20 protein-coding genes (1 of these 20 cut by a window edge) are annotated in these 25,062 nt (G+C 70.9%); 8 read left to right on the top strand and 12 right to left on the bottom strand.

Annotation, left to right across the window (positions count from 1 at the left end; genetic code table 11):
- The first annotated feature begins 150 nt into the window (after positions 1-150).
- Positions 151-1,380 carry a type IV pilus twitching motility protein PilT gene (locus tag E5F05_RS19800; protein ID WP_129120360.1) on the top strand — a complete coding sequence of 410 codons (1,230 nt, stop codon included), beginning with the start codon at positions 151-153 and terminating at the stop codon, positions 1,378-1,380.
- A 1-nt stretch (position 1,381) separates the two neighbouring features.
- Here E5F05_RS19800 and E5F05_RS19795 read toward each other — a convergent pair whose 3' ends face one another.
- Genes E5F05_RS19795 through E5F05_RS19780 form a run of 4 tightly spaced genes read right to left on the bottom strand, consistent with a single transcriptional unit; the run spans position 1,382 to position 4,629 of the window.
- Positions 1,382-2,755, bottom strand: coding sequence for a DUF4403 family protein (locus E5F05_RS19795; RefSeq protein ID WP_164973568.1), 1,374 nt, complete (start codon positions 2,753-2,755; stop codon positions 1,382-1,384).
- Positions 2,756-2,801: 46 nt separating this feature from the next.
- Positions 2,802-3,455: a ferric reductase-like transmembrane domain-containing protein gene (locus tag E5F05_RS19790; protein WP_164973567.1), complete on the bottom strand. Its 654-nt coding sequence runs from the start codon at positions 3,453-3,455 to the stop codon at positions 2,802-2,804.
- Positions 3,452-4,303 (bottom strand): FAD:protein FMN transferase, encoded by an 852-nt coding sequence (locus tag E5F05_RS19785; protein ID WP_129120358.1) that lies wholly within the window; start codon positions 4,301-4,303, stop codon positions 3,452-3,454. Before E5F05_RS19785 ends, E5F05_RS19790 begins: the two co-directional genes overlap by 4 nt.
- On the bottom strand, positions 4,303-4,629 hold the full coding sequence (locus tag E5F05_RS19780) for a hypothetical protein (RefSeq protein WP_129120357.1): 327 nt from the start codon (positions 4,627-4,629) through the stop codon (positions 4,303-4,305). The genes E5F05_RS19785 and E5F05_RS19780 overlap by 1 nt, the downstream gene beginning before the upstream one ends.
- Positions 4,630-4,696: 67 nt before the next feature.
- Here E5F05_RS19780 and E5F05_RS19775 point away from each other — a divergent pair, with 67 nt between their 5' ends.
- The gene (locus E5F05_RS19775) at positions 4,697-5,122 is read left to right on the top strand and encodes a secondary thiamine-phosphate synthase enzyme YjbQ (protein WP_164973566.1); all 426 of its coding nucleotides are present in this window, start codon (positions 4,697-4,699) and stop codon (positions 5,120-5,122) included.
- 311 nt (positions 5,123-5,433) lie between these two features.
- Here the strand turns inward: E5F05_RS19775 and E5F05_RS19770 are convergent, their stop codons facing one another.
- Together E5F05_RS19770 and E5F05_RS19765 are read right to left on the bottom strand one after the other, a co-directional pair.
- Positions 5,434-7,797, bottom strand: a complete 2,364-nt coding sequence (locus E5F05_RS19770) for a penicillin acylase family protein (protein ID WP_129120355.1) — start codon at positions 7,795-7,797, stop codon at positions 5,434-5,436.
- Between the two features lie 74 nt (positions 7,798-7,871).
- Complete coding sequence (locus E5F05_RS19765) at positions 7,872-8,756, bottom strand: DMT family transporter (protein ID WP_129120354.1); 885 nt, start codon at positions 8,754-8,756, stop codon at positions 7,872-7,874.
- Positions 8,757-8,840: 84 nt separating this feature from the next.
- On the opposite strand from E5F05_RS19765, the gene priA reads away from it, so the two are divergent.
- The 3 genes from priA (at position 8,841) to E5F05_RS19750 (ending at position 14,394) form a co-directional block, all read left to right on the top strand.
- The gene (priA, locus tag E5F05_RS19760) at positions 8,841-11,366 is read left to right on the top strand and encodes a replication restart helicase PriA (protein WP_129120353.1); all 2,526 of its coding nucleotides are present in this window, start codon (positions 8,841-8,843) and stop codon (positions 11,364-11,366) included.
- A gap of 391 nt (positions 11,367-11,757) precedes the next feature.
- Complete coding sequence (locus E5F05_RS19755) at positions 11,758-13,596, top strand: proline--tRNA ligase (RefSeq protein ID WP_129120352.1); 1,839 nt, start codon at positions 11,758-11,760, stop codon at positions 13,594-13,596.
- Positions 13,597-13,659: 63 nt separating this feature from the next.
- The gene (locus tag E5F05_RS19750; RefSeq protein ID WP_129120351.1) at positions 13,660-14,394 is read left to right on the top strand and encodes a metallophosphoesterase family protein; all 735 of its coding nucleotides are present in this window, start codon (positions 13,660-13,662) and stop codon (positions 14,392-14,394) included.
- 100 nt (positions 14,395-14,494) lie between these two features.
- On the opposite strand, the gene E5F05_RS19745 is transcribed toward E5F05_RS19750, so the two are convergent.
- Together E5F05_RS19745 and E5F05_RS19740 are read right to left on the bottom strand one after the other, a co-directional pair.
- Complete coding sequence (locus E5F05_RS19745; RefSeq protein ID WP_129120350.1) at positions 14,495-15,277, bottom strand: VC0807 family protein; 783 nt, start codon at positions 15,275-15,277, stop codon at positions 14,495-14,497.
- Positions 15,278-15,349: 72 nt separating this feature from the next.
- A complete protein-coding gene (locus E5F05_RS19740) occupies positions 15,350-16,762 on the bottom strand; it encodes a DR2241 family protein (protein ID WP_129120349.1) in 1,413 nt (470 codons plus the stop codon).
- A gap of 174 nt (positions 16,763-16,936) precedes the next feature.
- Between E5F05_RS19740 and E5F05_RS19735 the strand changes: the two genes are divergently transcribed.
- Both E5F05_RS19735 and E5F05_RS19730 read left to right on the top strand, forming a co-directional pair.
- Complete coding sequence (locus tag E5F05_RS19735) at positions 16,937-17,362, top strand: EF-hand domain-containing protein (protein WP_129120348.1); 426 nt, start codon at positions 16,937-16,939, stop codon at positions 17,360-17,362.
- Between the two features lie 95 nt (positions 17,363-17,457).
- Positions 17,458-18,543 (top strand): M20/M25/M40 family metallo-hydrolase, encoded by a 1,086-nt coding sequence (locus E5F05_RS19730; RefSeq protein ID WP_129120347.1) that lies wholly within the window; start codon positions 17,458-17,460, stop codon positions 18,541-18,543.
- Between the two features lie 84 nt (positions 18,544-18,627).
- Here the strand turns inward: E5F05_RS19730 and csaB are convergent, their stop codons facing one another.
- The 4 genes from csaB to E5F05_RS19710 form a co-directional block, all read right to left on the bottom strand.
- Complete coding sequence (gene csaB, locus E5F05_RS19725) at positions 18,628-19,599, bottom strand: polysaccharide pyruvyl transferase CsaB (RefSeq protein ID WP_129120346.1); 972 nt, start codon at positions 19,597-19,599, stop codon at positions 18,628-18,630.
- 133 nt (positions 19,600-19,732) lie between these two features.
- Entirely contained in the window at positions 19,733-21,643 is a 1,911-nt protein-coding gene (locus E5F05_RS19720; protein WP_241687243.1) for a DUF5693 family protein, read from the bottom strand.
- Between the two features lie 151 nt (positions 21,644-21,794).
- On the bottom strand, positions 21,795-22,409 hold the full coding sequence (udk, locus tag E5F05_RS19715) for a uridine kinase (RefSeq protein ID WP_129120345.1): 615 nt from the start codon (positions 22,407-22,409) through the stop codon (positions 21,795-21,797).
- A gap of 94 nt (positions 22,410-22,503) precedes the next feature.
- Positions 22,504-23,538 (bottom strand): Glu/Leu/Phe/Val dehydrogenase family protein, encoded by a 1,035-nt coding sequence (locus E5F05_RS19710; protein WP_129120344.1) that lies wholly within the window; start codon positions 23,536-23,538, stop codon positions 22,504-22,506.
- 251 nt (positions 23,539-23,789) lie between these two features.
- Here E5F05_RS19710 and E5F05_RS19705 point away from each other — a divergent pair, with 251 nt between their 5' ends.
- Positions 23,790-25,062, top strand: partial view of an E3 binding domain-containing protein gene (locus tag E5F05_RS19705; RefSeq protein WP_129120343.1) — the 5' portion only. It continues 173 nt past the right edge of the window; the window shows 1,273 of its 1,446 coding nt (coding positions 1-1,273); it begins with the start codon at positions 23,790-23,792; its stop codon lies beyond the right edge, outside the window.

Genomic DNA, 25,062 nt, shown 5'->3' with positions numbered 1-25,062 from the left:
CAACCTCTCGCGGTGCGAGCTGTACCAGTCCCCCGCAAGGGGGGAGGAGCAAAAGCTCCCCCGCACGCTTTCACTTCCCGCTCAGAGCGCATCGCTGAAAGCTGCCCGTCCTCCACGACCTCCAACCCACATCCCACACCCGAGGTGTCCATGACCCAGCCCCCCGCCGATATCACCGACATCCTGCGCCTGGCCGCCGAGAAGGGCGCGTCCGACGTGATCCTGACCGTGGGCCTGCCTCCCCAGTTCAAGCTGAGCGGCGTGTACGAGACGCACGGCTTCGGGCCGCTCGCCGCCACCGAGGCGCGCAAGCTGATGTACTCGATGATGAACGAGCGCCAGCAGCGCATCTTCGAGGAAAAGCGCGAACTGGACTTCTCCTTTGCGCTGGGCGAAAAGGCGCGCTTCCGCGTGAACGCCTTTATGCAGCGCGGCTTTGTGGGCGGCGTGCTGCGCCTGATTCCCACGCAGATCAGGAGCGCGCAGGAGATGGGCCTGCCGCAGAACATCACGGACATCGCGGGCGCGCCGCGCGGGCTGGTGCTGGTGACCGGCCCCACCGGGAGCGGCAAAAGCACCACGCTCGCCGCGATGATCGACCACATCAACGCGACCCGCAAGCTGCACATCGTGACCATCGAGGACCCCATCGAGTTCATGCACGGGCACAAGCAGAGCATCGTGAACCAGCGCGAGGTGGGATCGGATACCCTCAGCTTTCAGGACGCGCTGCGGGCCGCGCTGCGTCAGGCCCCCGACGTGATCCTGGTCGGTGAAATGCGCGACTACGAAACCATCCGCGCCGCCGTCACCGCCGCTGAGACGGGCCACCTGGTGATGGGCACCCTGCACACCAACTCGGCGCCCGAATCCATCGACCGCATCGTGGACGTGTTCCCCGAAGAGCAGCAGGAGCAGATCCGGGTCCAACTGGCAAACAACCTCGTCGCCGTGATGACGCAGCAGCTCCTCCCGCGTGCCGACGGGCCGGGACGTGTGCTGGCCTACGAACTGCTGATCGCCAACCCCGCCGTCCGTTCCCTGATCCGCGAGGGCAAGACCTACCAGATCGTCAGCACGATGCAGACGGGCGCCCGCGAAGGCATGGTCACGATGGACGCCTTCCTCGCCAACCTCTACCGCCGCCGCATCATCAGCTACGACACGGGAGTCGCGCGCGCGGTGGACCCCAAGGAGTTCGCCCGCCTCGCCAACGACCCGAACGCGGGGACCGGGGGCGCGACCTACACGCCGCCTGCTGGTACGGGCGGCCCGGTGCAGAGTGCAGGCCCTGGGGTGGGGCGCGGGGGCGAGGTTGGCCGCACGGCGACGACCTCCACGACCACGACGGGCGGGGGCACGGCCTTCGGACGGCGCTGAGCTAGTGGAGGTTTCCCACGTCCACCGTCGCCTGCACCTGCCCACTGGCGGCGGCAGTGACGACCAGGGCGTCCGGATTGACGTTGAGCGCGGTGAGCTTCAGGGAGCCGACCTTCCCGGCCAGCTCCACCCCCGGCGCGGGCGTGAAGGGGAGGCGCGCCTGCACCTGCCGCTGCGCGTCCGCCAGGCGGGAGGTCAGGTCGAAGCGGGCGGCGCGGGCCAGATACGCCTGCGCCCGTTCGTCCGCCAGCCAGCCGATGACGCGCCCGGCCAGCCCTTCGCGGCGGGTGGTGACGGTCACGCCGCTCAGGGTGACGACGCGGCCCGACGGGTCGAGCGTGGGCGTGCCCGCCACGTCGGCTGTCGCCTGGACGCTCAGGCCCAGCGGGCCGGACACGGTGACGGTGATGGCGGCATTCAGCTTCGGGCCGCGTGGTGTGACCTCCACGCTGTTCACACGCAGGGTGGGTGAGAGGGGCACCGGCAGCGCGAAAGTCCGCTCGCTCGCCGCACGGGTGGCCGCCTGCGACAGCTCCGGGTAGGGGAGACGCACCGGAACACTCAGGTCCACGCCGGAAGCGGGCGGGGGGGCGACCTTCAAGGCGGGGAGGGGCGTGGGCGGGACGGCAGGCGCCCTTCCCAGTCCGGCGTTCAGGTCAAAAGTCGCCCCCACCGTCAGCTTCAGCGCGTCAGGCGTGAAGCGGAAGGGGCTGACGGTCAGGCTGCGCGGCGTCACGCGGGCGTAGGTGGGGTCGGGGGTGGGCAGGGTCCAGGGTTGCTGCGCGCGGGCCCACAGCGTCCCCGCCCGCGTGCGGAGATTGGCGCCCTCGCGCACGGCCTTCGCCACGTCCGCCGCCACCCGGTCGAGCTGCGCGCGCACCTGTCCGTCTACCAGGGCCTGCACGCTGACCTTGACCCCCTGCGCGAGTTCCACACTTAGCGGGTCGGTCCAGGTGTACTCGCCGGTCACCTTCGCCCCCGCCTCCCAATCCGGCGTGACGAAGGGCGTGACGCGCAGGCTGACGGTCGCCGCGCCGCCGAACTCGCGGGTCAGGAACGACCCCAGTCCCCCGGGTTCGGCCCGGAAGTCGGCGCGAATCGGCACGCTCACGATCAGGGCGTCCCCCTCGGGCGTCGGCTTCACGCTGACGTGCCCGGCGCGCGCCACCGTCCCGGTCAGCTTCACGCTCAGCAGGCCACCCAGGAAGGTGCGCGTCTCGTCCAGCCGTGCGAACTCGCTGGGGACGCGGGCGTTCGCGGCCTGCTGCACCCCGGCGAGCGGGACGGTCAGCGGCAGTGTGACGGACGAGAGGGCAACGGCGGGCGCGGCAGTCATCAGCACAGTGGACAGGGCGGGCATGAGAAGGCGTCGCATGGCGTGGGGAGCAGGCTAAGCCCGGAAGGTGAGCGTTGCCCCGGCCTTATGCGGGCCGGGCCGGACGCTCCGCGAGCAGCCGCAGGCCGAAGGTGAAGAGGACGGCCGCCACCGCTGCCCCGTACAGCCCGCCCAGGTGGTCGCTTCCCGCCCGCATGCCGTGCAGGGTGAGGGCCGCGAACGCCGGGTAGGCTGTCAGGTGCAGGGCCTTCCAGACGCGGGGGGACAGGCGTGGACGCAGGCGCGTGCTGACCACCACCAGCAGCAGTCCGTACCAGCCCAGCGTGCCCAGTGCGACCGGGAAGGGCAAGACCGTACTCGCCCCCGGCACCAGCACATGCGCGAGGGCCTGCGGCGATTGCGCGTCCACCGTCAGGAACAGCCCATGCAGCGCCCCCAGCACGAGCGCGAACCCGGAGGCCAGGCCATGCCAGCCGCCCTGCTGTGCCCGCGTGAGCCAGGGCGGCGCAATTCGGCTGCCCAGCAAGGCCCCCGTCGCCGTGGTGACAGTCAGCAGCAGGTAGGCCGCCGTGCCCGTCGCCCGGTTCAGTGTCCAGGCCAGCGTGTGCGGACCGACGTGCAGCCAGCAGAGGGTATACGCGCCCGCGAACACGAACAGCAGCGCGGCGGTGAGCAGTGTATTGCCGAGGTCGTCCAGCAGGGCATTCCCCCCCCTAACCGGGACCGGACGCGGCGTCATGCCGCCCACCTGGCCCAGCCGCCCGGCTGCCATTCCCAGCCCGTGCCGTCACCCTCGAAGGCCAGCAGCAGCGCGCCCGGATGAAGGTCCAGCCACGCCTCCAGCACTTCCCCGGCATCCAGGAGCGCCAGCTTGGCGAGCGTTTCCGCGATCCGCACGTCCCCCGCCACCGCCGTCACCTGGGCGAAGCGTGTCCGGGCACTCCGCCCGCGCCGGGGGTCGATCAGGTGATGGCCGCCCGGCCAGGCCCGCCTCAAGACGCTGCTCGTCGCCACGCCATGCACGCCCGCGGGCAATTCCACGTAGGCGGGGGTTCCGGTGGGCGTCTCGATCCCCAGTGTGGCGGGTTTCGCCAGCCTCAGTTGCAGGTCGCCCCCGGCGTCCACCAGCCCCGTTCCGCGCAGGCAGCGGGCGGCCCGCCAGGCGATCCAGCCCTTCGCCGTGCCGCCCAGGTCCAGACGCACGCCCGGCGGCAGGCTGACCACGTCCTCGCGGACCATGATCCCCGCCGTGTCCGGCACGCGCACTGCCGCGCCTCCCGGCCCGTCCCCCGGCCAGCGCATGTACCCGGCGGCCTCCAGGGCGGGGAGGACCGTGGGAGTCACCCACCCGCGCGTCTCCTGGGCCACCGTCAGCGCGTGCCGCAGGGCCTCCACCAGCTCGGGCGGCGGGTCAGGGAGTTCGCCCGCCCCGTTCAGGCAGGTCAGCGGGGACGGCGCGAAGCGGGTGAGGAGGCGCTCCAGCCGCCGCACTTCGGCCAGCGCCTCGAAGGCCCCCACGCCGCGCGCCCGGACCTGGGTGCCGAGGGCGCGCAGGGTGAGGTCGGGCACTTCAGCCAGAGCGGACATCACGAGCCTCGCGTCCAGCCCTGCGGGGCCTGCATAGGCTGCTGGCTGAAGCGGGGCGGGGACCAGGGGTCCTGCCCGCTCCCCTGATCGGCCCAGGGGTCCGGGGTGGTCCCGTCGTTCCCGGTCGTCCAGCCATTGGCCGATCCGGCCTCGGCCACGGATGCGGCGTCCTGCGCCTGGCCCTGCGGCGGCCTGGACGCCTGCCCGGTCCGCGAGTCGGGGGTGAGCCAGTACGCGGTCAGGCCGCCCACCGTGCTGCCCGTCAGCAGCAGGAGCAGGCCCGTGGCCCGCCGGGCATCGAAGCGCCGAGGAGCAGAAGAAGTCATGCCTTCAGCCTGCCCCAAGCCGGTTAAACGGCGGGGTGAAGGCCCGCCTCTCCGCTACCCTGCCCCCATGTGGGCACAACACGACTTGCACCTGAGGCCTTTGCCGCGCGGCTTTCACCTGATCACGCGGGAGGTGGTGGCCGCCGTCCCGGAACTCTCGCGCTTGAGGGTGGGCCTGCTGCATGTCTTCATCCAGCACACGTCCGCGAGCCTCGCCCTGAACGAGAACGCCTCGCCCGACGTGCGGCGCGACTTCGAGCGGTTCTTCGACCATCTGGTGCCGGACGGGTGGCGCGAGTTTGAACACACGCTGGAAGGGCCGGACGACATGGCCGCCCACGTCAAGGCCAGCCTGCTCGGCCCCAGCCTGACGCTGCCGGTGCGGGAGGGACGGCTGGCGCTGGGGACATGGCAGGGCATCTATCTGTGTGAGCACCGGGACGACGGAGGCGCGCGGCGGCTGGTGCTGACGCTTCAGGGGGAGGGGCAGTGAGCCGTGAGCCAAAAAGAGGGAGCTGAGGCTTTTCGCTTCAGCTCCTCTTTTGGCGGTCCAAATTGCAAGGCCCCCGCCATATTTTTCATAGCTCAGGACTGACGCGAAACTCTGGAGCGGAAGGGCGAGGGAATTGAGAAAACGTGGGGCTGGGATGCTTTGCCCGTTCACCCCCTCTGCTTCGCAGCTTTGCAAGTCCCAACCTCTCGCGGTGCGAGCTGTACCAGTCCCCCCTCAAGGGGGAGGAGCAGAAAACACTGTCCCACACGCTTTCTTCTTCCCAGTTGCGTAAGTCTAAGCTCAGAGCCTCTTCATGGCCGCAGCGTCAGCGTGTTCGTCTTGCCCCAGTCCTTCGTGTCGGTGCTCATCGGCAGGTACTCGCCCGCCGCCCACAGCTTCTGCTGGTCGCTGACGTGGTTGCCGAAGGGACTGCCGCTCTGGCCCAGCGTGCCCACGTAGACGCTGCGGTTGAGGTCCGAGAGGTCGATGATCTGGCGGTAGCTCGGCCCGGTGGTCTGCTGCATGGTGTCGGGGTCGGGGCGGGCGACGTTCACGGTGTTGGTGCCGCCGTTTGTGGGCGCACTGTGGTTGAAGAGCCAGGCGAGGGCCTTCACGCCCCCGAAGGCGCGGTGGTTGCTGGCGACGGTATGTACCTTGCCGTAGGTCCAGCCGCCGGGGTCCGGGCCGAGCCGGGCGGCGAGGCGGTCCACGGCGCGTTTCAGGCTGGCTTGAAGCTCACCCGCGCAGTCCTGGCGTCCGGCGGCTTCGTCGCGTTCGTCGCGGCACAGTTCGCCGTTCGCCCGGAGCTGGTTCAGCACGGCGAGGCTGTTCACGCGCGTCTCGTCCCCCAGTTCGTCCTGCGCCATCGTCTGAAGTTCCAGGAGCCACGCCTCGAAGATGGTCGGCTCCACGCTGCCTGCCCGCTCGTTCCCGTCCCAGCCGCGCAGCAGCTCCAGCGCCCGGCGGCTGAGGTCCCCATCCGGCTGCGTGGCGAGCAGGAAGGGTTTCAGGTCACGCCACACCAGGCTCACGGTGTCCAGTTGCACCCGTTTCACGTCGTCCACCGTCAGCCCGCGCGGCTTCTGCGTCAGCAGTTCGGTGATGCGCTCGGCGCGGTACGGTTCGGACCAGTTGCGGATGTTGGCGAGGTTGTAGGGATACCCCTCGGGCACGACCTTGTTGTTCGCGGTGACGACCAGCCCATCGGCGGGGTTGGAGGTATGCGGCAGCCGGGCGAAGGGGATATACCCCGTCCACTCGTGCCTGCCGTCCCCCGGCACCGGCAGCGAACCGTCCCAGCCCTGGCGGATCGGCACCCGGCCCGGCGCGTAATACCCGGTCTTGCCGTCCACGTCGGCATAGACGAAGTTCTGGCTGGGCGCCACGTACTTCTCCAGCGCCGTCACGAAGTCCTGCCAATTGCGGGCGTAGTTCAGGCCCAGGAAGGCGTCGAGCGTGGTGTCGCCCGGTTGTAGCGCCGTCCACTTCAGGGCCACGCGCGGCCCCACCTCGCCCGCGCCCACGTCGCTGATGATCGGGCCGTGCGCGCTCTCGCGGACGGTGAGGCGCACGTCCGGCTGCCCCTTCACCTTGATGATCTCGGTGCGCTCCGTGAGCTTTGCATTTTCCGGTTCGATATAGAGGTCCTGCACGTCGGGGTTCACGTTGGTCACGCCCCAGGCGACGCGGTCGTTGCGCCCGATCACGATGCCGGGCAGGCCGGGAATGGTGGCGCCGATGGCTTTGAGCCTCGGCCCCTGCACGTCCGCCAGATACCACAGCATCGGGCTGCTGAGGGCGAGGTGGGGGTCGTCGGCCAGGATCGGCTTGCCGCTGGCGGTGCGGCTCCCGCCGATCACCCAGTCGTTGCTGCCCTTGCCGGGGACGCGCTCCATCCCCAGGGCGCGGGCGGCGTCCAGATGCGCCTGTAAAGCACGCAGGGTCGCGTCGGGGAGGATGGCGGCCTCGCTCCCCTGTCGCGGTGCCTGACCGGTCAGTCCCAGTTCCTCCCGGCTGAGGATGGTGGGGGCGTTCTGCGGGTAAGGGGGCAGCACCTCGTTCAGACCCGGCTCGCCCAGACGCTTGACCACGTGCGTGCCCAGAATCTCGTCATCCGCGTTGCCGCCCAGGTCGTAGGCCATCAGCTTGCTCCAGGCGATGGAGTCCACGTCGGTCCAGGGCTCGGGCGCATAGCCCAGGATGCGGAACTCCGGCGCGAGCTTGCCCTGCGCGAAGCCCGCGTTCACGCCCGCCGTATAGGCGCGCACCATCCGCCGCGACGGCTCGGACAGGGCCGGAAGGGCCGACTCTGCCGCCCGGTAAAAGCCCCAGGTCCGCAGAAACCTGTCCTGCGGGAGGGCCGCCGCGCCCAGCACTTCCGCCAGCCGCCCCTGCGACACGCGGCGCTGGAAGTCCATCTGCCAGGCCCGGTCCTGCGCGTGAACGAAGCCCAGCGCGTACATCGCGTCCTCGTCCGACGTCTGCGCGCGGATATGCGGCACGCCCCACTGGTCCCGCGTGACCGTCACCGGCCCCGAGAGGCCCGGCAGCGTCACCGTCCCGCTCACGCGCGGCGTGGAAGTCACCTTCAGCCACACCACCGCCGCCAGCACGAGCACCAGCACCAGCAGCGCCACCCACAGCAAGCCGCGTCCCACCCGACCGAGTACCCTCATCCAGCCTCCTTTTTAGACGGAGTACAGAATACGGCGGGATTCATGACTTCCCCCTAACTCCTCATCCCTAACGCCTAACCCCTTTGCCGCTGCGCCAGCACCGCCCCCGCCAGAATGAAGGCCCCACCCAGCAGCACGGCGGGCCGCAGCGGTTCGGCCAGAATCAGGAAGGCGAGCAGCACGGTAAAGAGCGGCTCCAGGGTGCCCAGCAGGCTCGCGCGGGCGGCTCCCAGACGCGCCACCGCGCCGTACAGGGCGGGCACGGCGACCAGCGTGGCGACCACGGCCATCCCCGCGATCACGCCCCACTGGGCCGCGGTGGTGGGGACATGCAGCGTGCCTTTTCCGGCGGCGAGCGCCGTGAAGTACAGGCCCGCCACCAGCGCCATGTGCCCGGTGGAGGCGAGGGGGGGAACGGCGGTCAGCCAGCGTTCGGAGGCGAGCAGGTACGCCGCGTACAGCGCCCCCGCGCCCGCCCCCAGCGCGAGGCCCAGGGGGTCGCGGTCACCCGCGCCGGGAATCCCGACGACCAGCCCCAGGCCCAGCGCGGCCAGCCCGACGGCGCCCAGCTTTGCCGCGTCCGGCCTGCGCCCTAGAAACCAGGCGAACAGGATCACGAAGGCGGGCGCGAGGTACAGCAGCAGGCCCGTCGCCCCCGCCGTGATGCGTTCCAGCGCCCCGAAGTAACAGGTGGTCGCCAGCGCGTAGAGCAGGCCCACGCCCAGCAGCGGCCCGCGCTGCCGCCACGTCAGCCCCCGGCCCGAGAGCGGCAGCAGCACCAGCGCGACCAGCCCGAAGCGCCACGCCAGCACGCTGAAGCTGTCCAGCCCCACCTGTCCCGCCAGCTTGCCCCAGATGCCCAGCGTGCTGAAGGCCAGCGCCGCCACCAGCGCCAGCCCCACCCCGGCGCGGACGGGGGACGAGGGCGGCGAGGCGGCAGCGGCAGGCGTGACAGTCACGCGGGCCAGGGTAGCGTCTGAGGCCGGGCACTTTGGCACGCGCGCCACCCCCCGGCCGGGCGCCGGTGCGCTAGCTTCGGGCGCGTGACCCCGCCTGCCTCCCCCCCCTCCCCGGCGGCGCGGCCCCCGGTCCCCTGGCAGGTGGTGGTGCCGCTCCCGGTCCCGGCCCTGGAGTACGCCGCGCCGCACGGGTACGGGGGCGCGGTTCCGGTGGGCTGCCGGGTGCTGGTGCCCTGGCGGGGCGAGCTGACCGTGGCCCTGGTGGTGGGCGGGGGGGAAGGCCGGGGCAGCCACCGCCTGCGCGAAGCCGTCCACCTCCTCGACGACGAGGAAGGCCCCTGGGTGCCTCCCGCGACCGTGCAGGCCATCACCACCTGGGCACGGGACGCGCGGCTCCCCGCCGGGCTGGTGTGGGGTGACCTGCTGGGCGTGGGCTGGAGCGTGAAGCTGGATCACCGCGTGCGGGCGGTGCCGGGGGCGGACCTGGGCGCCTTTGCCCGCCACGTGCCCACCTCGACCTGGACCGATGCGGCGGGCTTTGCCCCGGCCCTGCTGGACGCGGTCCGCGAGCAGGGGTTGCTGGAGGAGGCTTTTCGGCCAGTCACGCGCACGCGGGGTATGGTGCGTGCCCGTCCGCTGTCCGTCGTTCCCGCCGCTGCCCGGACAGTGACCGTGCTGCGCGCGGCCCCGGAAGCTCCTTCGCTGACGCCAAAAGGACAGGTGGCGTGGGCGTGGCTGGAGCAGCACGGCCCGCAGGACACCCTCAGCGGCTGGGCGCGGGGTGCGGGCGTGAGCGCCGGGGTGGTGACAAACGTGCTGAACGCGGGCGGGGCGCAGTACGTGCCGGAGGAGGCCCCCCCGCCCCCCGCCTGGACCTGGCTGCGGGACAACGGCCCGGTGGAGTCGCTGAGCGCCTGGGCGAACGGCGCGGCGGCGGGCGGCGTGCCCCTCTCGCCCACGCTGGCGGCGGGCCTCGCGGCGCGGGGCTGGGCGGATACGGTGCAGGAACCCGCCCCGCCCCCGCCTCTTCCTGAGCCTGCCCCCCCCTGGACCACCTCCGATCCCGACCGGCTGCCGGAAGCTCCCGCCTGGCGGCTGCATGGCGGGCGGCCCACCTCGCGCTTCCGGACGCTCGGGCCGCGCGTGGCCCGCCTGCTTTCTCAGGGGCGCGGCGTGCTGGTCCTCGCCCCCGACCACGCCACCCTGCGCCGCGCCTGGGAGGGGCTGTCGGGCCTCGCGGCGGGGGCGGGCACCCGCGCCGTGCAGGTCAGCGGCGCTCTGGGGGAGGTGCAGCGCGACCACGCCTGGAACCTGATCCGTTTGGGCGAGGCGCGGCTGGTGATCGGCAGTTACCTGGCCCTGACCGCGCCGCTCCCGGACCCCGCGTTGGTGATCGTGCTGGAGGAGGGCAGCGACGCCTACAAGCTGCCCGCCGGTTCGCACGCCTTTATCCCGGATGTGGCCGCGCGGGTGGCCGCCGCGCATGACGCCGCCCTCGCCCTGGTGGGCAGCGCCCCCGCTGCCGAGAGCGTGCCGCTGCCGGGCGCGGTGCTGCCGCCGCCGCGTGCCCGCGTGCATGTGGTGGACTACGCCCATCCCCCCGAGCAGCCGGAACTGGGGCCGCTCTCCAGCGTTCACCTTACGCCCGGCGACCTGGGCTACCCGCTCAGCCACGACCTCGCGCGGCTGCTGCGGCAGGTGCAGGAGCGCGGGCGTCAGGCGGCGTTGCTCGCACCCCGGCGCGGCTATTCCGCCCTGCTGCGCTGCCCGAGTTGCGAACACACCCCGCAGTGCTGCAACTGCGACGTGCCGCTGCGCTTCCACCAGGAAACCCGCCAGCTCACCTGTCACCAGTGCGGCTACCACCAGGCCATCCCCGACCGCTGCGACGAGTGCGGCGAGCGGATGTGGAAGGCGCGAGGCCCCGGCACGGAATGGATCGCGGCGGAGGTGGCCAAGCTCACCCCCGGCCTCCCGGTCTACCGCTGCGACCGTGACCGCCAGGACGACCTCGCGCCCCTGCACGCGGGGGAGAGCGGCGTGGTGGTGGGGACCCAGCTCCTGCTCGCGCAGGACGCGCCACCCAACCTCGCATTGATCGGCGTGACCCTGGCCGACACCTGGCTGAACGTCTCGGACTTCCGCGCCTCCGAGCGGTATCACCGCCTGCTGCGCCAACTGGCCGAGTGGCACCCCGACCGCGCGCCCCTGATTGTCGTGCAGACCTTCCAGGCCGACCACCCCGCGCTCAAGGTGCTGGTGGAGGGCCGCGACGCCCTGGCCTACCCCGCCGCCGAGGAACGCGCCCGCGCTGCCCTGGGCTATCCCCCCCACGCCCGGCTGGCGCAGGTGGAGGTGGCCGCCCGCGACCCCCAGAAAGCGAAGATCGCGGCCCAGGAAGTCTTCGACGCGCTGCACGGCGCCGGGGCCACCGCCGCCGAAGTCCTCGGCCCGGCCCCCAGTCCGGTCGCCCGGCTGCGCGGCGTGTATCCCTATCACCTGCTGCTGCGCGCCCGCGACGACACGCGCCTGGCGCAACTCCTCGCCACGCTGGACCGCAGTTGGAAGGCGCGGGTCCGGGTGGACGTGAACCCGCGGGGGGGGTTGTAGAGGGCAGGTGTTAGAGCATTTGACAAACAAAGACCCCTCACCCAACCCTCTGCTTCGCAGCTTTGCAAGTCTCCGCTGGAGAGAGGACTTTTGTGACCCCTCTCCCCTGGGGAGAGGGACCTGGCGCAGCCAGGGGGTGAGGGGGCTCTTCCGTCGTAAGTCCTATGTTCTGCTGCGGTCCAGGATTGACCGGTGCTTGACCACCTGGCCCTCCCGCCTGTACCCTCGCTGGCATGAGCGGACAGATGTTCCCCCACATGCTGATGCGTGTCGGCGCGGGCCTGCCCGTGCTCCCGCCGCCCTTCGGGGTGTGAACCGGTCATGTCCAACTGTCGGTGCGCGTTGCTGACGCGCCGGTCTGACGTGTTCACCCCCTGAAGGGAAGAAAATCATGCGGGTATCGCAAGGGTTGTTTGTGACGTGGCGCGAGGCGCCGTCGGATGCGGAGACGCGCGGGATTGTGATGCTGTCGCGCGCCGGGTTTGTTCGGAAGCTGGGGAGCGGGCTATACGCGAACCTGCCGCTGATGCAGCGCGTGCTGCTCAGGCTGGAGGCGGTGATCCGCCAGGAACTTTCCGGTGTGGCGCAGGAGGTGAGTTTCCCCATCCTGCAACCGGAAAGCCTGTGGCGCGAGTCGGGGCGCTGGGAGGCCTACACGCGGGCCGAGGGCATCATGTTCACCATGCAGGACCGGGCGGGGCGGCAACTCGCGCTGGGGCCGACGCATGAGGAGGTCGCGGTGGCGGTCATGCGGGACATGGTGCAGAGTTACCGCGACCTGCCCGTGAGCATGTACCAGATCGGGCGCAAGTTCCGCGACGAACTCCGGCCCCGCTTCGGCCTGCTGCGGACGCGCGAGTTCACCATGAAGGACGGCTACAGCTTCCATGCCTCCCCGGAGGACCTGCGGGCCCACTTCGAGGTGATGAGCGGCGTGTATGCGCGCCTCCTGACCCGCCTGGGCGTGCGGTGGCGGGCGGTGGAGGCCGACAGCGGCAACATCGGCGGGGCCGACAGCCGCGAATTCATGGTGCTGACCGACGTGGGTGAAGACGAGGTGCTGTACAGCGCGGATGGCCGGTACGCCGCGAACGCGGAGCGGGCTGTCTCCCGCCCGGCGGAAGCCACGCCGAGTCCGTTTCACACCTTCACGCGGCATCACACGCCGGGGACCGCCACGGTGGCGACGGCCTGCGCCGTGCTGGGGTGCGAACCGGCGCACATGGTCAAGAACGTGCTGTATGACGCGGTGTTCTCGCAGGAAGGAGGAACGCTGCTCGTCCCGGTGCTGGTCAGCCTGCGCGGGGATCATGCCGTGAACCCGGTGAAGCTCTGGAACGCGGTGCAGGCCAGGGCCGAACGCTTCGGCGGCGGAACGCTGATTTCGCTGGAGGTCGCGCAGACCGGGGCGTGGGCGGAGGGAGAATTGCCGCTGGGCTATATCGCCCCCGATCTCCCCGACCGCGTGATCGCGCGGCGGGAAGGGCTTTACCCGGCCTTCCTGCGCCTGTGCGACGAGGCGGCGGCGGAAGCCCGGAACTTCACGACGGGCGCCAACGAGGCCGACTGGCATGTCACCGGGGCGAACTGGGGCGAGCACTACCAGTTGCCGGACGTGGTGGAGGTGCGTCAGGCGCGGGCGGGAGACGTTTTGTTGCACGATCCCTCACAAGTGCTGCACTCGGCCCGGGGCATCGAGGTGGGCCACGTCTTTCAACTGGGGACGAAGTACGCGCAGGCCATGAACGCGCGGTTTACCGCCGCCGACGGCACGGCCCAGCCCTTCCACATGGGCTGCTACGGCATCGGCGTGACGCGGCTGGCGCAGGCCATCGCCGAGCAACTCTCGGACGAACGCGGCCTGGTGTGGCCCGCCGTGATCGCCCCGTATCAGGTGATCCTGACCGTGGTGGACGTGCAGGACGAACGGCAGATGCAGGCCGCCGAGAGCCTGTACGCCCAGCTCCGGGCCGCGGGGGTGGACGTGCTGCTGGACGACCGCCCGGAACGCGCCGGGGTGAAGTTCGCGGACGCCGAGCTCACCGGCATTCCCTACCGCGTCACGCTGGGGCGCGCGCTGGACCAGGGGGAAGTGGAGGTCAAGGTCCGCCGGACAGGCGAGGTCAGGCGCCTGGCCCTGGCGGAAGTGGCCGCTGCCCTCCAGGGAGAGCCTGGGTGGGCGACTTCGCCTGCGGGAGCAGGGAGGGCAACATTGCTTCCTCACGCCTAATCCCCTAATCCCTTCCTTGACCTTCGCCCGGCCCCTCACACCTGCTGGGCTAGACTGCCCGCCATGATCCGTCTCGCCGTTCTCTCGGACCTGCACGCCAATCTGGAGGCGACGCTGGCCGTACACGCGGACGTGCAGCGGCGGGGTATCAGTGAAATCTGGGTGCTGGGCGATCTGGTGGGCAAGGGGCCGCGCCCGCGCGAGGTGGTCGAGTGGACCCAGGCGCACGCCGCGCGCGTGATCCAGGGCAACTGGGACGCCCGGGTGGCCGGGGCCACCAACCGCCCCCAGGACCTCTGGCCGCGCTCCAAGCTCACGCCCGAGCAGCTTTCCTATCTGGCCGGGCTGCCCTACGGCATCGAGGAGCAGTTCGGCGGCGCGTGGTGGCGTTTCGTCCATGCCAGCTCCAAGGGCCTCTTTCACCGCCTGTACCCGCACAGCAGCCTCTCCGAACAGCTCGAAGCCTACGCCCCCAACCCCCAGTTCGGCCTCAAGGCGCAGGCCGACGCCCTGGTCTACGCCGACGTGCACGAAACGCTGATGCTCGACGTGGAAGGCCGCCCCCTGATCAACACCGGCTCGGTCGGCAATCCGCTGGACAGCACCCTGCCGAGTTACCTGATTCTGGAATTCGACCCGCAAAGCCCCGCCCACAGCGCCACCTTCGTCCGCCTCACCTACAACCGCGACGCCGAGATCGCCGCCGCCGAGGCCAGCGGGATGCCCTTTACCCGCGAGTACATCGCGGAACTGCTGACGGGAGCGTACCAGAAGCGGCGGGCGCGCACGGGGGAGTAGGGCTTGTGGCCTGTAGCGCGTAGCTTGTAGAAAAAGACCCCACACGCGGCGGGGTCTGCTTTTCTTTTCTCCACAAGCCACAGGCCACAAGCTACACGCCCTACGCGCCCACTTCCCCCCGCTCCCGCATCTTCTGCGCCAGCTTGGACGGCTCCAGCAGGCTGGCCCCGGCCCCGTAACGCCGTTTAACGGCCGCCTGCACGAAGTAGATGGCGAGGCCCACGCCGATCAGGCTGATGACCAGGCCCGGCACCCGCATGATCGCGTTCACCTCGGCCACCTGTGCGTTGAAGGCGTCGGTGCCGAATTTGGCGGTCACGTGGCCGTAATTGACGACGCTGTTCACCACGCCGCCGATCAGGTCCACGATGGCGAAGACGACGGTGCCCAGCACCAGCCCCCGGTGGACGCCCGGATCGCGCATGGCCTGTTGCGTGGCCGCGCGGTCTTCCGGCTTCTCCCCGATGCTGGCGGCGTCCAGAAAGACGCGGAAGAGGGGCACACTGGTCGCGGCACTCAGCAAGAACAGGATGCCGGTGAGGTACGACCGGGCGCTGTCCTTGATGGCGTACCAGAAGCCGTCCACGTACCAGAAGGCCAGCGCCCCGCTGACGATGGCCCCCGCCCCACCGATCAGGGCGACCGGGCTGACGTTGCGGTTCACGGTCAGATCCACCAGCACGTAGGCGACCGGAATCAGCGCGGCGATCAGATAGGCCCGGATATTCCCGCCAGTCCCGCCCCCCAGCAGGTCCGCGACGCTGATCCCGCTGCCCAGCATGTTCGGACTCAGGATCAGGATCGGGATCACCAGCGTGAAGATCAGGTCCCAGACGGTCTTGGGGACGCGGGCGCGGGGTTTGGCGGCTTGCGGGGCGGTCATGGGGGGCATTCTCTCACCTGGAGGTGAGTGGTCAGTGGTCGGTGGACTTGATCTTTTCCCACTCACCACTTCCTACTCACCACTCACCGTCTCTTGCCCCCGCTTCCCGCTGACCTCCTCGCGCACTTCCGCGATGAAGTAGGTGCAGGCTTCCGGGCAGGGAATGGCGCCGGGCACGCCCGCGAAGAAGGTGAGGGGCAACTTTTCCCCGGCCCACAGGCGGGTCTTGAGGCAACGGCTGCACACTTCGCGCGATACGGCCTCGACCTGTTCGGGGGTAGCGCGCTGCACCTTGGTATAGATGCCGGTCTGGCGGCGGGCGGTGGTCGGCCAGGGCGTCGCGCGCAGGGTGTGGGTCTGGTGCGCGTAGCTTTCCTCGACGACGGCGGGGTAGAGGGAATGCATCCCGCGCGGGAGGTCGGCTTCCGACAGCACCGCCCGCCAGCCGCGCGGCAGGGTGCGGAAGGTGTGCACCGGGCGGTGGTGCCCCCCCTCGTCGCGCCGGGTGAGGTCGCGCAGGCCCTCCGGCGTCACCACCGTGGTGAGGTCGTCGCTGGGACGGCCCTCGTCCAGCGCATGACGAATCTCGAACAGGCCGCCGTGCGGGGTGATCAGCGCCTCGCCCACCCGCGTGCCCTGGCGGGCGAGGGCCAGGAAGGCGGCCCAGGCCTCCGCGTGGGTGCGGTCCTCGTCGCCGCCCCTCTCGGACGCGCCGCGCGCTTCCTCCGCCAGATGCAGGATCACGTCCGCGACGCTGGCGTGGGTGCCGACCGGTCTGGCGTAATACACCGTCTGTGGGCCGTGCGGGTTCTCGGGGAAGACCGTCACCTCACCGGTCAGGCCCATGTCCTCGGGGATGGTTTCGAGGGTGTGCCAGCCTTCCGAGGCGAAGAAGGGGACGACGACGACGCGCGGTGAGCGCACCACCTCCGGCCAGGTGCCCACCTTCGGATCCTCGTCCAGAAAGAGGGCGTGGACTTCCGCGAAGTGCCCGGAGGCGCGCAGTTGCTCGGCGTTGCAGTAGATCACGCGGTTGGAGTTCTCGTTGCGGGTGGTGCCGTGGCCCAGCACGATCAGGGCGGTGTCCTGGGCGCTGAGGTCGGGCAGCACCTCGCGGGCGCGGGCCAGGATCACGTCCGCCATGCCGGGATGCACGCCGTAGGGGAGGGTGTAACGTACGGTCTTGCCGCCCAGCACGCGGGCCACGCCCCCTTCCGGCACCGGCCCCTGGTGGCCCAGCCCCAGTTCGCGCGGGATCACCGTCTCGGTGAAGTAGCCCTCACTGATGAACATCGGGATCACCGTCACGTCGGTGCTGCGGGTGGTCCTGAGCACCTGCCGCAGCGACGGTTCTTCTTTCCAGTAGCCTTCCACGACCTCGTCGTAGAGGCCGCGCGCGCGGAGCAGCTCCGCATACCGGTAGACCGCGCCCGCCGACTCGCCGTTCAGGTGCGAGCCGTGACCGATCAGCACGAGGGAACGCATATGCGGGCAATCTAGCAGCGGCCCCGGCGCAGGATTGTCCCGTCCGCCCCGCTCTCCCCATAAACCCGCGTGAAGTGTGCCCTCACGCACGTTATGAGGGGACTGCTTAGGGTGAGGGCGTTCTGTCCAGGTCTGGATGCCGGATCCAGACCCCGCCCTTACAGGAGGTTTCCAATGTTCTTCGATCAGAAAGACCGTCACGAGCAGATGGCCCGCCTCGACCCGCGCGACACCAACGGTGACGGCACGGTGACGCCGCAGGAGGCCGCCGCCTACATCCACGACTACCTCCAGAACGCCTCGCCCGAGGAGCGCCGCCAGATCATGCAGGACTACTTCGGGCAGATGTCGCCCCAGGAGCGCCAGCAGGTGGGCGACGCGATTGTCCGCAGCCCCGCCAACCCGGTCCAGAATGTCCGCGCCGATGACCCGTCTGACCTGGCCGACGCCTACACCCGCACGGCGCAGGCTCCGGCCCAGGACAACAGGAGCCCGCTGGAGGCCGCCTTCGCCCAGGGCGGCGCGCTCAGCAACCCGCTGGTCAAGGCGGGCCTGGTCGGCCTGGCCGCCGCCATCGGCTCCAAGCTGCTGCGCCACTGATCCCCGGCCCCGGACACGCCCCCGCTCTCAGGACGGGGGCGTGTCCGGGTTCATGTGGCCGCCCACCCCCACCACAGCCGCTAGAATCGCCCGCGATGCCCCTCTCGTACCTCACGCGCATCGCGCAAACGCCTGCCCCCACTTTCGAGGAGGGCGCGCGCGCTGACCTGATCGCGGACCTGTGGCGTGACCTGGGCTACGACGTGGTCCGCGACGAGGTGGGCAACGTCCTGACGTGCCTGACGCCGCCCGGAACGGAAGGCAAACCCGCGCTGCTGCTGGCGGCCCACCTGGACACCGTCTTTGCGCGCGGCACCGACGTGACCGTGCGCGAGGAACGCGGGCGGCTGGTGGGGCCGGGCGTGGGCGACAACAGCGCCAGCCTGGCGGTCGTGACGGCCCTGCTGCGCGACCTGCACGGGCACGCGCAGACCCTGCGCCGCCCCCTCTGGGTGGCCGCCAACGTGGGCGAGGAAGGGCTGGGCGACCTGCGCGGGACCAAGTACCTGCTGGCCCGGCACCGCGACCGGCTGGGGGCCTTGATCGCGGTGGACGGCTACCTGGGCGTGGCGGTCACGCGGGCGGTCGGCGTGCGGCGCTACCGGGCCGTGTTCCTGGGACCGGGGGGGCACTCCTGGGGGGACCAGGCCCCCAGCGCCCTGCACGCGCTCGGCGCGGCGATCAGCGCCCTGTATGCCCTGCACCGCCCGGTCAGCCCGCGCACCACCCTGAACGTGGGCCTGGCCTCGGGCGGCACCAGCGTGAACTCCATTGCCAGCAGCGCCGAACTGCTGCTGGACCTGCGTTCCCTGGACCCGGTGGTGCTGGCCGACCTCGATACCCGGGCGCAGGCGGTGCTGCACGCCGCCGCCCGCGAGGCCGGGGTATCCGTGCGCCTGGAGCGGGTGGGCGACCGCCCCGGCGGGGACCTGGGCGCCGAACCACTGCTCGACCTCGCCCGGGAAGCGGCCCGCGAGGTCCACACCGACCTGCGCCTGGCCTCCAGCAGCACCGACGCGAACGCCGCCGCGCCCTGCCACCTCCCGGCCATCGCGCTGGGCGTCTACCGGGGCGGCAATGCCCACCGCGAGGACGAGTGGGTGCAGGCGAGCAGCCTGGGAACGGGCCTGCGCTTTCTGCGCCGCGTCGTGGACCTGTACCAGCGCCGCCCGGTGGCGTGAGGCGGGGAGGAGGGGGTGCAGGCGGCAGCCCCGCCGCCTCTCCATCCTCGAACAACTGAACAGACGATGCGCAGGGGGCCAGACTCAGGGGGCCAGCGCCCGCTTGAAACTCCGCTCGGCCCGCGCCTTCATCCCGGCGACGGCCTCCCAGTCCGGGGCCGTGCGGGAGAGGGCCTGCTGGCAGAGGACTGTGGGGTCGAAGGTCGTCGGGAAGGCAGGAGCGCCCCCGTCCGCGCAGAAGCCCTGCACCTTGGGGTCATAACTGACGCCCGCGAAGGGCACCCCGGCGGCGGCGGCCAGAATGACCGCATGAAGCCGCACCCCGACCACGAAGCCCGCGGAGGCGATGGCGTCCAGCGCCACCTGGGGGTCACGGGTACTCAGCACCTCGTCCGCGCCCAGGCTATACGCCGCCGCGTCGTCCTGCTCGGGCATGAAGGCCAGGGCCGTCACGTGGCGCCCCTGTTCGCGCAGGCGGGCCGTGACCGTCTTCAGCCCTTCCGCCGCGTCCGTCACGTCGCCCCGTGGCGCAATGATGACGCGCCCGGGGTCGCGGGTCAGGCCGGGGGTAGGGGAGAGGAGCAGCGCCGGGTCCCCTCCCAGTTCGCCCTCGATCCCCAGCGCCCGCAGCGTGTCCAGGCTGCCCCGGTCGCGGACGATCACCCGCAGGCCCCGCAAGGCCGCCGCCACCTTGCGCCCCCCTTCCTCGCTGAGCGGGCCGATGCTCTGGTTGAAGATCACCACGCGCTTGCCCAGCCGCCGAGCGAGCCGGATCACCCCCAGGTAATAGCTGAGGGTGCGGGCACTCGTCTTGTCCTGCAAGAGGCCCCCTCCCCCCGACAGCACCACCTGTGAGCGAGCCAGGGCGCCCAGCAGGGCGGCGGGATTCATGCGCGCGGCGCTCTCGCACCCGCAGGCGCGGGCCGTCTCGGCGGGCGTATTGGAGAGGAGGAGCGGCCGCGCGCCCTGTTGTTTCAGTTCGCGCGTGATCGCCAGCGCGATGGCCTCGTCCCCGGTGTTGCCGAAGCCGTAGTAGCCGCTGACGACGACCCTCATACGAACTCCGGAGCTGTCCGCATCTGTTCGCGGACAGCTCCCGGCTGAAAGGAGAAGGAGAGGAGACAGCTTCCGCTCCGTTCCGTACTTCCCAGGAAAGCGCCGGAAAGTCCTTCAATCCGCGGAAGCTGTCTCACGCCCGCACCTCGGCGGCGGGGTCCTTGGGAGCGCGGCGGGTGCCGTAGGTGTTCCAGAGGCGCAGCAGGTACTGCACCACCGGGATGAGAATCAGCCCCAGCAGCAGCCCCACGCCCAGGCCGATAAAGACGCGGGCGGCGCTGATCAGCAGCGGCGTGTGGAAGTGCGAGAAGGTGTTGAGGATGCTCGCCTGCCCCACCACGCCGCCCAGCAGGAGCAGCAGGCTGAAGTACCCCGGCAGCACGCCGCTCAGGCCGAGCAACCCGAGCGGATGCCCCGCCACTTCCTTGAAGCGCGGGCGGATGATGGTGTCCTGAAGGTTCTGCCGCAATTGCGCCTCGGTGTCGCTCACGCCCAGGCCGGTGCTGTTGCCCCGCCGCAGGAAGACCAGCGCGAAGACGCCCAGGCCCAGCGCCATCACCGCGATGTCACCCAGGCGCAGGGGCGCGTTGTAGATGTCCTGCGCCGTCTTGCGGATGTCCTGCCGGGGCAGGAAGCTCAGGCCCACGAACACCAGCGGCACCAGCAGCGTCAGGCCCACGCCCTTGAAGGGTTCGAGGCCCAGCACGCTGTCACGGTTGGCCCCCAGCCCGGAGACGAACAGCACGCCGATCAGCGAGAGGCCCGTCGCCAGGAACCAGTCGGTCACCTTGGAGCGCCGCAGCACCAGCCCCAGCGCCGGAAAGGTGATCGCCGCGATCAGGGCCACGCTTTCGAAGGGCCGCAACCCGTTCAGCCCCAGCGCGGCCAGCCCCGCGAGCATCGCCACCGCCAACCCCAGCCGGGGCAGCGGGAAGCTCAGCCCCAGCAGCAGCAGCGCGGCCAGCGGCCCGAACACACTCAGCCAGCGCAGCGTAGCGTTGGGCTGGAAGGGCGTGATCACGGGCTGCCCCACCTTCACCCCGGAGTGCTGGAGCAGGTCCGAGGTGCGCTTCAGGAACGTGGTCGTCTCGTACACGGTCGGGAAGGGCCGCAGGTACAGCAGGCGCTGGCTGCGTTCGCGGGCGGCCAGGGCGTACTTGCTGGCGGTGTCGATCGGCCCGATGCGGTTCTGCCAGCTCGGGTTCAGCGCGAACATCCGCGCCCCGCCGTGCGTCTCCACCAGCGTGTCCAGCCCGCGCTGGTCCGAACTTTCGATGATGGCGGGCAGGCGGTTCCCCAGCGCCTGGTTGACCCGCTCCAGCCGCTCGGGTACGCGCGCCCCGATCACCTCGTCGCCGGTAAAGGCGATGAAGGGCACGTCGGGCCAGTCGCCCGCCGGGTCGCGCAGGGCCTCGTCGTCGTAGGGGCGGTAGACCACGACCAGGCCCTGAGCCTTGAGGTCGTTGATCAGCGGCATGTTCGGCCCGGCGGGCAGGAAGTCCGGGTCGGTGGGCCAGCCCAGCCACTTCTGCCCGGCAATCGTGACCTCGCGGGTGGGAATGGTGTAGCGCCCGGGGAGTGTCCGCAGTTCCTCGGCGCCCCGCGGCGTCAGCGCCCGCATATACACCCACTGCGGGTTCACGCCCTCCCCCGGATTCTCGGCGGCCAGGTCCGACCCCCGCCGCTCGTACAGGTCGCCGCGCTGCACCAGGTTGCCGATCACGTCCTCGTACACGGCGGCGCCATTCACACCGAGCGCCTTGTAACGGTCCAGCAGCGCCTGCGGTTCCAGCCCGACCCGCTGCGCCTGCACGGCCATCGCCGGGTAATCCATCACCAGGGCCACCGTCTTCTGGGCCTGCTCGAACTGCACCCGCTGCCACGCCAGCACCAGCGCCGGAATCAGCGACAGCAGGATCACTGCCAGCAGCGGCACGGTCAGGCGCGAGCGGGTCGGCGGCGGCGCGTCGGGTGAGCGGGGTGCGAGCGGGCCGGGTGCGGCGCGGGCCATGAGGGGCGGACGGGTGGGGTTGGGGTCGGTCACGGGGACATCCTAGAGGGGAAGGGATGAGGTGTTAGGGGTGAGGGGTTAGGCGTGTGTGGGGCTTGTGGCTTGGAGAGGCGCATCGGTCTTTTTCCACAAGCCACAAGCCACAAGCCTCAACCGCCCCTCCCGCCCTGTCATCCTCCAAAAGTCAGATCGTGGTGCGGATGCGGGCGGCGAGCATGTCCAGCGCGGGTTCGTTCATGCCGCCGTGGGGGATGATCACGTCGGCGTAGCGTTTGGTGGGTTCCACGAAGCTGAGGTGCATGGGGCGCACGAATTCCAGGTACTGCGCGATCACGCTTTCGGGCGTGCGGCCGCGTTCCTGCGTGTCGCGTGTCAACCTCCGGATAAAGCGCACGTCCGCATCGGCGTCCACGAAGACCTTGAGGTGCATCCGCTCGCGCAGCTCCGGGTCGTACAGCGCGAAGAAGCCCTCCAGCACGACGACCGGCGCGGGCAGCACCGTGGTCGTCTCCTGTGAGCGGGTGTGCTGCGTGAAGTCGTATTCGGGCATCTCGATGGGCACGCCCGCCAGCAGCGCGTCCAGATGCTCGCGCAGCAGCGCCCAGTCGAAGGCCGCCGGATGGTCGTAATTGGTTTTGAGCCGCGCCTCGAAGGGAATATCGTCCTGCGCGCGGTAATAGTTGTCCTGGTTGAGCACCGCCACGCCCCCCGCGCCCACCGTCTCGATCACCCGCCGCGTCACGGTGGTCTTGCCGCTGCCCGAGCCACCCGCGACGCCGATGACGAAGGGGGAAGTCATGCGCGCCCCCGGCGCAGCTTGTCGCTTGTCGCTTGTCGCTTGTAGAGAAAGGCTCTGTCTTTTTCCACAAGCCACGGGCTACACGCCACAAGCCTCACGCTCCCCGCCCCAGACTCCCGATCAGGTCGATCCGCCGCTCCGCCATCCTCCGCGCGACCACATGCGGCGGCTTGCCGACCTGATCCGCCACGTTGACGATGCGCGATACGGTGCCGTAGACCCGCTCGGCGGCCTGTTCCGGCGTCAGAGTGGTGGCGGCGGCGATCAATCCCGCCGCGTTGATGGCGAAGTCGGGGATGTACATGATCCCGGCTTCCTTCACGGCGTCCTCGCCCCGGCGCGAGAGGGGGTGGTGTTCGCCGCCCGCGATCAGGCGGCATTGCAGGCGGGGCACGTCGGCGCTGTGGATGGAATGGCCGTAGCCGCAGGGCGCGAGGATGTCGCAGGGCACGTCCAGCAGGTCGTCCGCGCCCACGACCGTCACGCCGTCCAGATCGTCCGCCAGCGCCTCCGCCCGCTCGGCCCGCTCGTCCGCGACCGTGAGGCGGGCGCCCTCGCGGTGCAGGTGTTCGGCCAGCGTGCGGCCCACCGCGCCCACGCCCAGGATCGCCACCCGCACGCCGCGCATGCTCTCGCTGCCCAGGGCGGAACGGGCGGCGGCCTTCATGCCCCGGTACACGCCGTAGCCGGTCACGCTGCTGGTGTCGGTGTTCACGCCCAGCGTGGCGGGCGTCTCCTGCGCGACAAAGGCGATGTCGCTCGGGGTCACGCCGATGTCCTCGGTCAGCACGACCAGGGACTGAAGGGGGCGGACCTTGCGCCCCAGCGCCCGGAACAGCGCCTCGCGGGCGTGCGGGTCGTCCACGCCGGTATCCGGCATCAGCAGCACGCACGCGCCGCCGCCGTAGTTCAGGCCCGCCAGCGCCGCCTTGAGCGTGAGGCTCTCGCTGAGGGTCAGGGCACTTTTCAGCGCCTCCTGCTCGTCCATCGGGCGCAGCCGCACCCCGGCGATGGCCGGTCCCAGCACCGTCGAATGCACCGCCAGCGCCGCCTTGAGGCCGCTGGGGGCGTGGTGGAGTAACGTCAGGGCTTCGTGCCCGCGCGCCTGCATCTCCTCGAATATCTGCATCGTTCTCCTGGGCCTGCCCTCCCGCTGGAGGGGCGCGGCAACCTCCCGAGGGTAGCATTTGGGGGTCAGGGATTAGGCGGCAGGGGTCAGGTTTCAGGATTTTTCCTAACGCCTGACCCCTCTGAAAGAAGGCTGTCAGGGCTGAGGCGGCACTCTGTGAGCCATGCCACAGCGCAACCGCTCCAGACGGACAGACCGCGAAGGCGGCGGCCAGATGACCCCGACCAGGGGCGCGCAAAGGGGGAAATAGAATGGAACGGATTGCTCCGCTCGCCAAGATTCTGGCGGAAGCGAACGGCATCGACTGGCGGAACCTGCCCGGCAGCGGCGAAGGCGGCATGATCGTCGAGCAGGACATCCTGAATTACCTGACCCGCGTGATGAGCGGCGAGGAAGAGCCCCCTTCCACCCCGGTGGACGCCCCGCCGCCCGAATGGACCGGCACCGACCTGCCCGCCGGGGCCGGATTGCTCGCCCCGGGGATGCCCAGCATGGACATGCTCAGCAGCGCGGGCGTGGACTCCGACCTCGCGGCGCTGGTCGGCCAGCCGCAGCCCGCCCCGCCCGCCCCCGCCAGCCTCGATGACGACGCGCTGGAGTTCGAGCTGGAAGACGACCAGGCGGATGTGCCTGCTTTTGCGGCGCCCGTCCCTGGGCCCGAAGAGGCGGCTCCTCCTGCGGTGGCGGCCTCCGCGCCGGAAGTCGTGCCCGCCGCCCCGGCACTGGGCCGGGAGGAGCAGAGCGCCCCGGCGGAGCAGGCTCCCGGCCTCGCGGCTGTCGCCCAGCCGGAACCGGTGGCGGCCCGGGGGGAAGCGGCGCCGCCTCCCCCCGCCGCTCCGGCCGGTGGCGGCGTGATGGCGGGCCTGGGCAACCTGCTCTCACGCCTCTACCAGCAGCCCACCACGCCGCCGCCCGCCCCGGTCCAGCCCACGCCCGCCGCCCCCGAAATGCCCGCTGCCGCGCAGACCCCGGCGCCGGAGGTGGCAGCTCCCGTGTCCGAAGTCCCGGCCCCCGAAGTCCATCCCGTGCCCGAGGTGGAGGAGGTGCCCGCCCCCGCCGCTGTCACCGAACCCGCGCCCATCCCAGCCGAGGAAGAGGTGCAGCCCACACCCCAGGTCGCAGAAGCGGAAGAACCCGCGCCCGAACCCGCAGCGGCACCCACCGAGGCCGCGCCCACTGAACCGGAAGCGGTCGCCCCGGTCCCCGTTCCCCTGCCTGCCGCCGATCACCCCCGCGGGGCCGTCTGGTTCGGCACCTACCTGCGCCGCGACGCCAACATCGTCCCCGTCGCCGAACTGCGCCGCCAGCTCGTGAGCGCGCTCGGTCAGGACGTGCCCCTCGCGCTGCTGGTGGCCCGCGCCGCCCAGCGCCATGCGGACAGCCTGGGCCTGGGCACGGTCGCCGTGCAGGACCTCGACGCGAGCCGCGCCCGCACCGTCCAGCCCGGCGGTCTGCGTGACGCCCTCGCCACGCTCGGCACTGACCAAGAAGGCACGCCCGATCTGCTGGTGATCGACGCGGGCG

This window comes from Deinococcus metallilatus, assembly GCF_004758605.1.
GTDB lineage: Bacteria > Deinococcota > Deinococci > Deinococcales > Deinococcaceae > Deinococcus > Deinococcus metallilatus.
Note: the sequence above shows the minus strand (reverse complement) of the source record. Positions and strands in the feature narration are given on the sequence as shown.

Excerpts from the sequence above, each read along its gene's own strand:
- E5F05_RS19775 (WP_164973566.1), top strand. The coding sequence starts at position 4,697 with ATGTGGGCACAACACGACTTGCACCTGAGGCCTTTGCCGCGCGGCTTT.
- E5F05_RS19770 (WP_129120355.1), bottom strand. The coding sequence starts at position 7,797 with ATGAGGGTACTCGGTCGGGTGGGACGCGGCTTGCTGTGGGTGGCGCTG.
- E5F05_RS19780 (WP_129120357.1), bottom strand. The coding sequence starts at position 4,629 with ATGACTTCTTCTGCTCCTCGGCGCTTCGATGCCCGGCGGGCCACGGGC.
- E5F05_RS19710 (WP_129120344.1), bottom strand. The coding sequence starts at position 23,538 with ATGCAGATATTCGAGGAGATGCAGGCGCGCGGGCACGAAGCCCTGACG.
- E5F05_RS19755 (WP_129120352.1), top strand. The coding sequence starts at position 11,758 with ATGCGGGTATCGCAAGGGTTGTTTGTGACGTGGCGCGAGGCGCCGTCG.
- E5F05_RS19735 (WP_129120348.1), top strand. The coding sequence starts at position 16,937 with ATGTTCTTCGATCAGAAAGACCGTCACGAGCAGATGGCCCGCCTCGAC.
- udk (WP_129120345.1), bottom strand. The coding sequence starts at position 22,409 with ATGACTTCCCCCTTCGTCATCGGCGTCGCGGGTGGCTCGGGCAGCGGC.
- csaB (WP_129120346.1), bottom strand. The coding sequence starts at position 19,599 with ATGAGGGTCGTCGTCAGCGGCTACTACGGCTTCGGCAACACCGGGGAC.
- E5F05_RS19745 (WP_129120350.1), bottom strand. The coding sequence starts at position 15,277 with ATGACCGCCCCGCAAGCCGCCAAACCCCGCGCCCGCGTCCCCAAGACC.
- E5F05_RS19740 (WP_129120349.1), bottom strand. The coding sequence starts at position 16,762 with ATGCGTTCCCTCGTGCTGATCGGTCACGGCTCGCACCTGAACGGCGAG.
- E5F05_RS19750 (WP_129120351.1), top strand. The coding sequence starts at position 13,660 with ATGATCCGTCTCGCCGTTCTCTCGGACCTGCACGCCAATCTGGAGGCG.
- E5F05_RS19795 (WP_164973568.1), bottom strand. The coding sequence starts at position 2,755 with ATGCGACGCCTTCTCATGCCCGCCCTGTCCACTGTGCTGATGACTGCC.
- E5F05_RS19785 (WP_129120358.1), bottom strand. The coding sequence starts at position 4,303 with ATGTCCGCTCTGGCTGAAGTGCCCGACCTCACCCTGCGCGCCCTCGGC.
- E5F05_RS19800 (WP_129120360.1), top strand. The coding sequence starts at position 151 with ATGACCCAGCCCCCCGCCGATATCACCGACATCCTGCGCCTGGCCGCC.
- E5F05_RS19790 (WP_164973567.1), bottom strand. The coding sequence starts at position 3,455 with ATGACGCCGCGTCCGGTCCCGGTTAGGGGGGGGAATGCCCTGCTGGAC.
- E5F05_RS19730 (WP_129120347.1), top strand. The coding sequence starts at position 17,458 with ATGCCCCTCTCGTACCTCACGCGCATCGCGCAAACGCCTGCCCCCACT.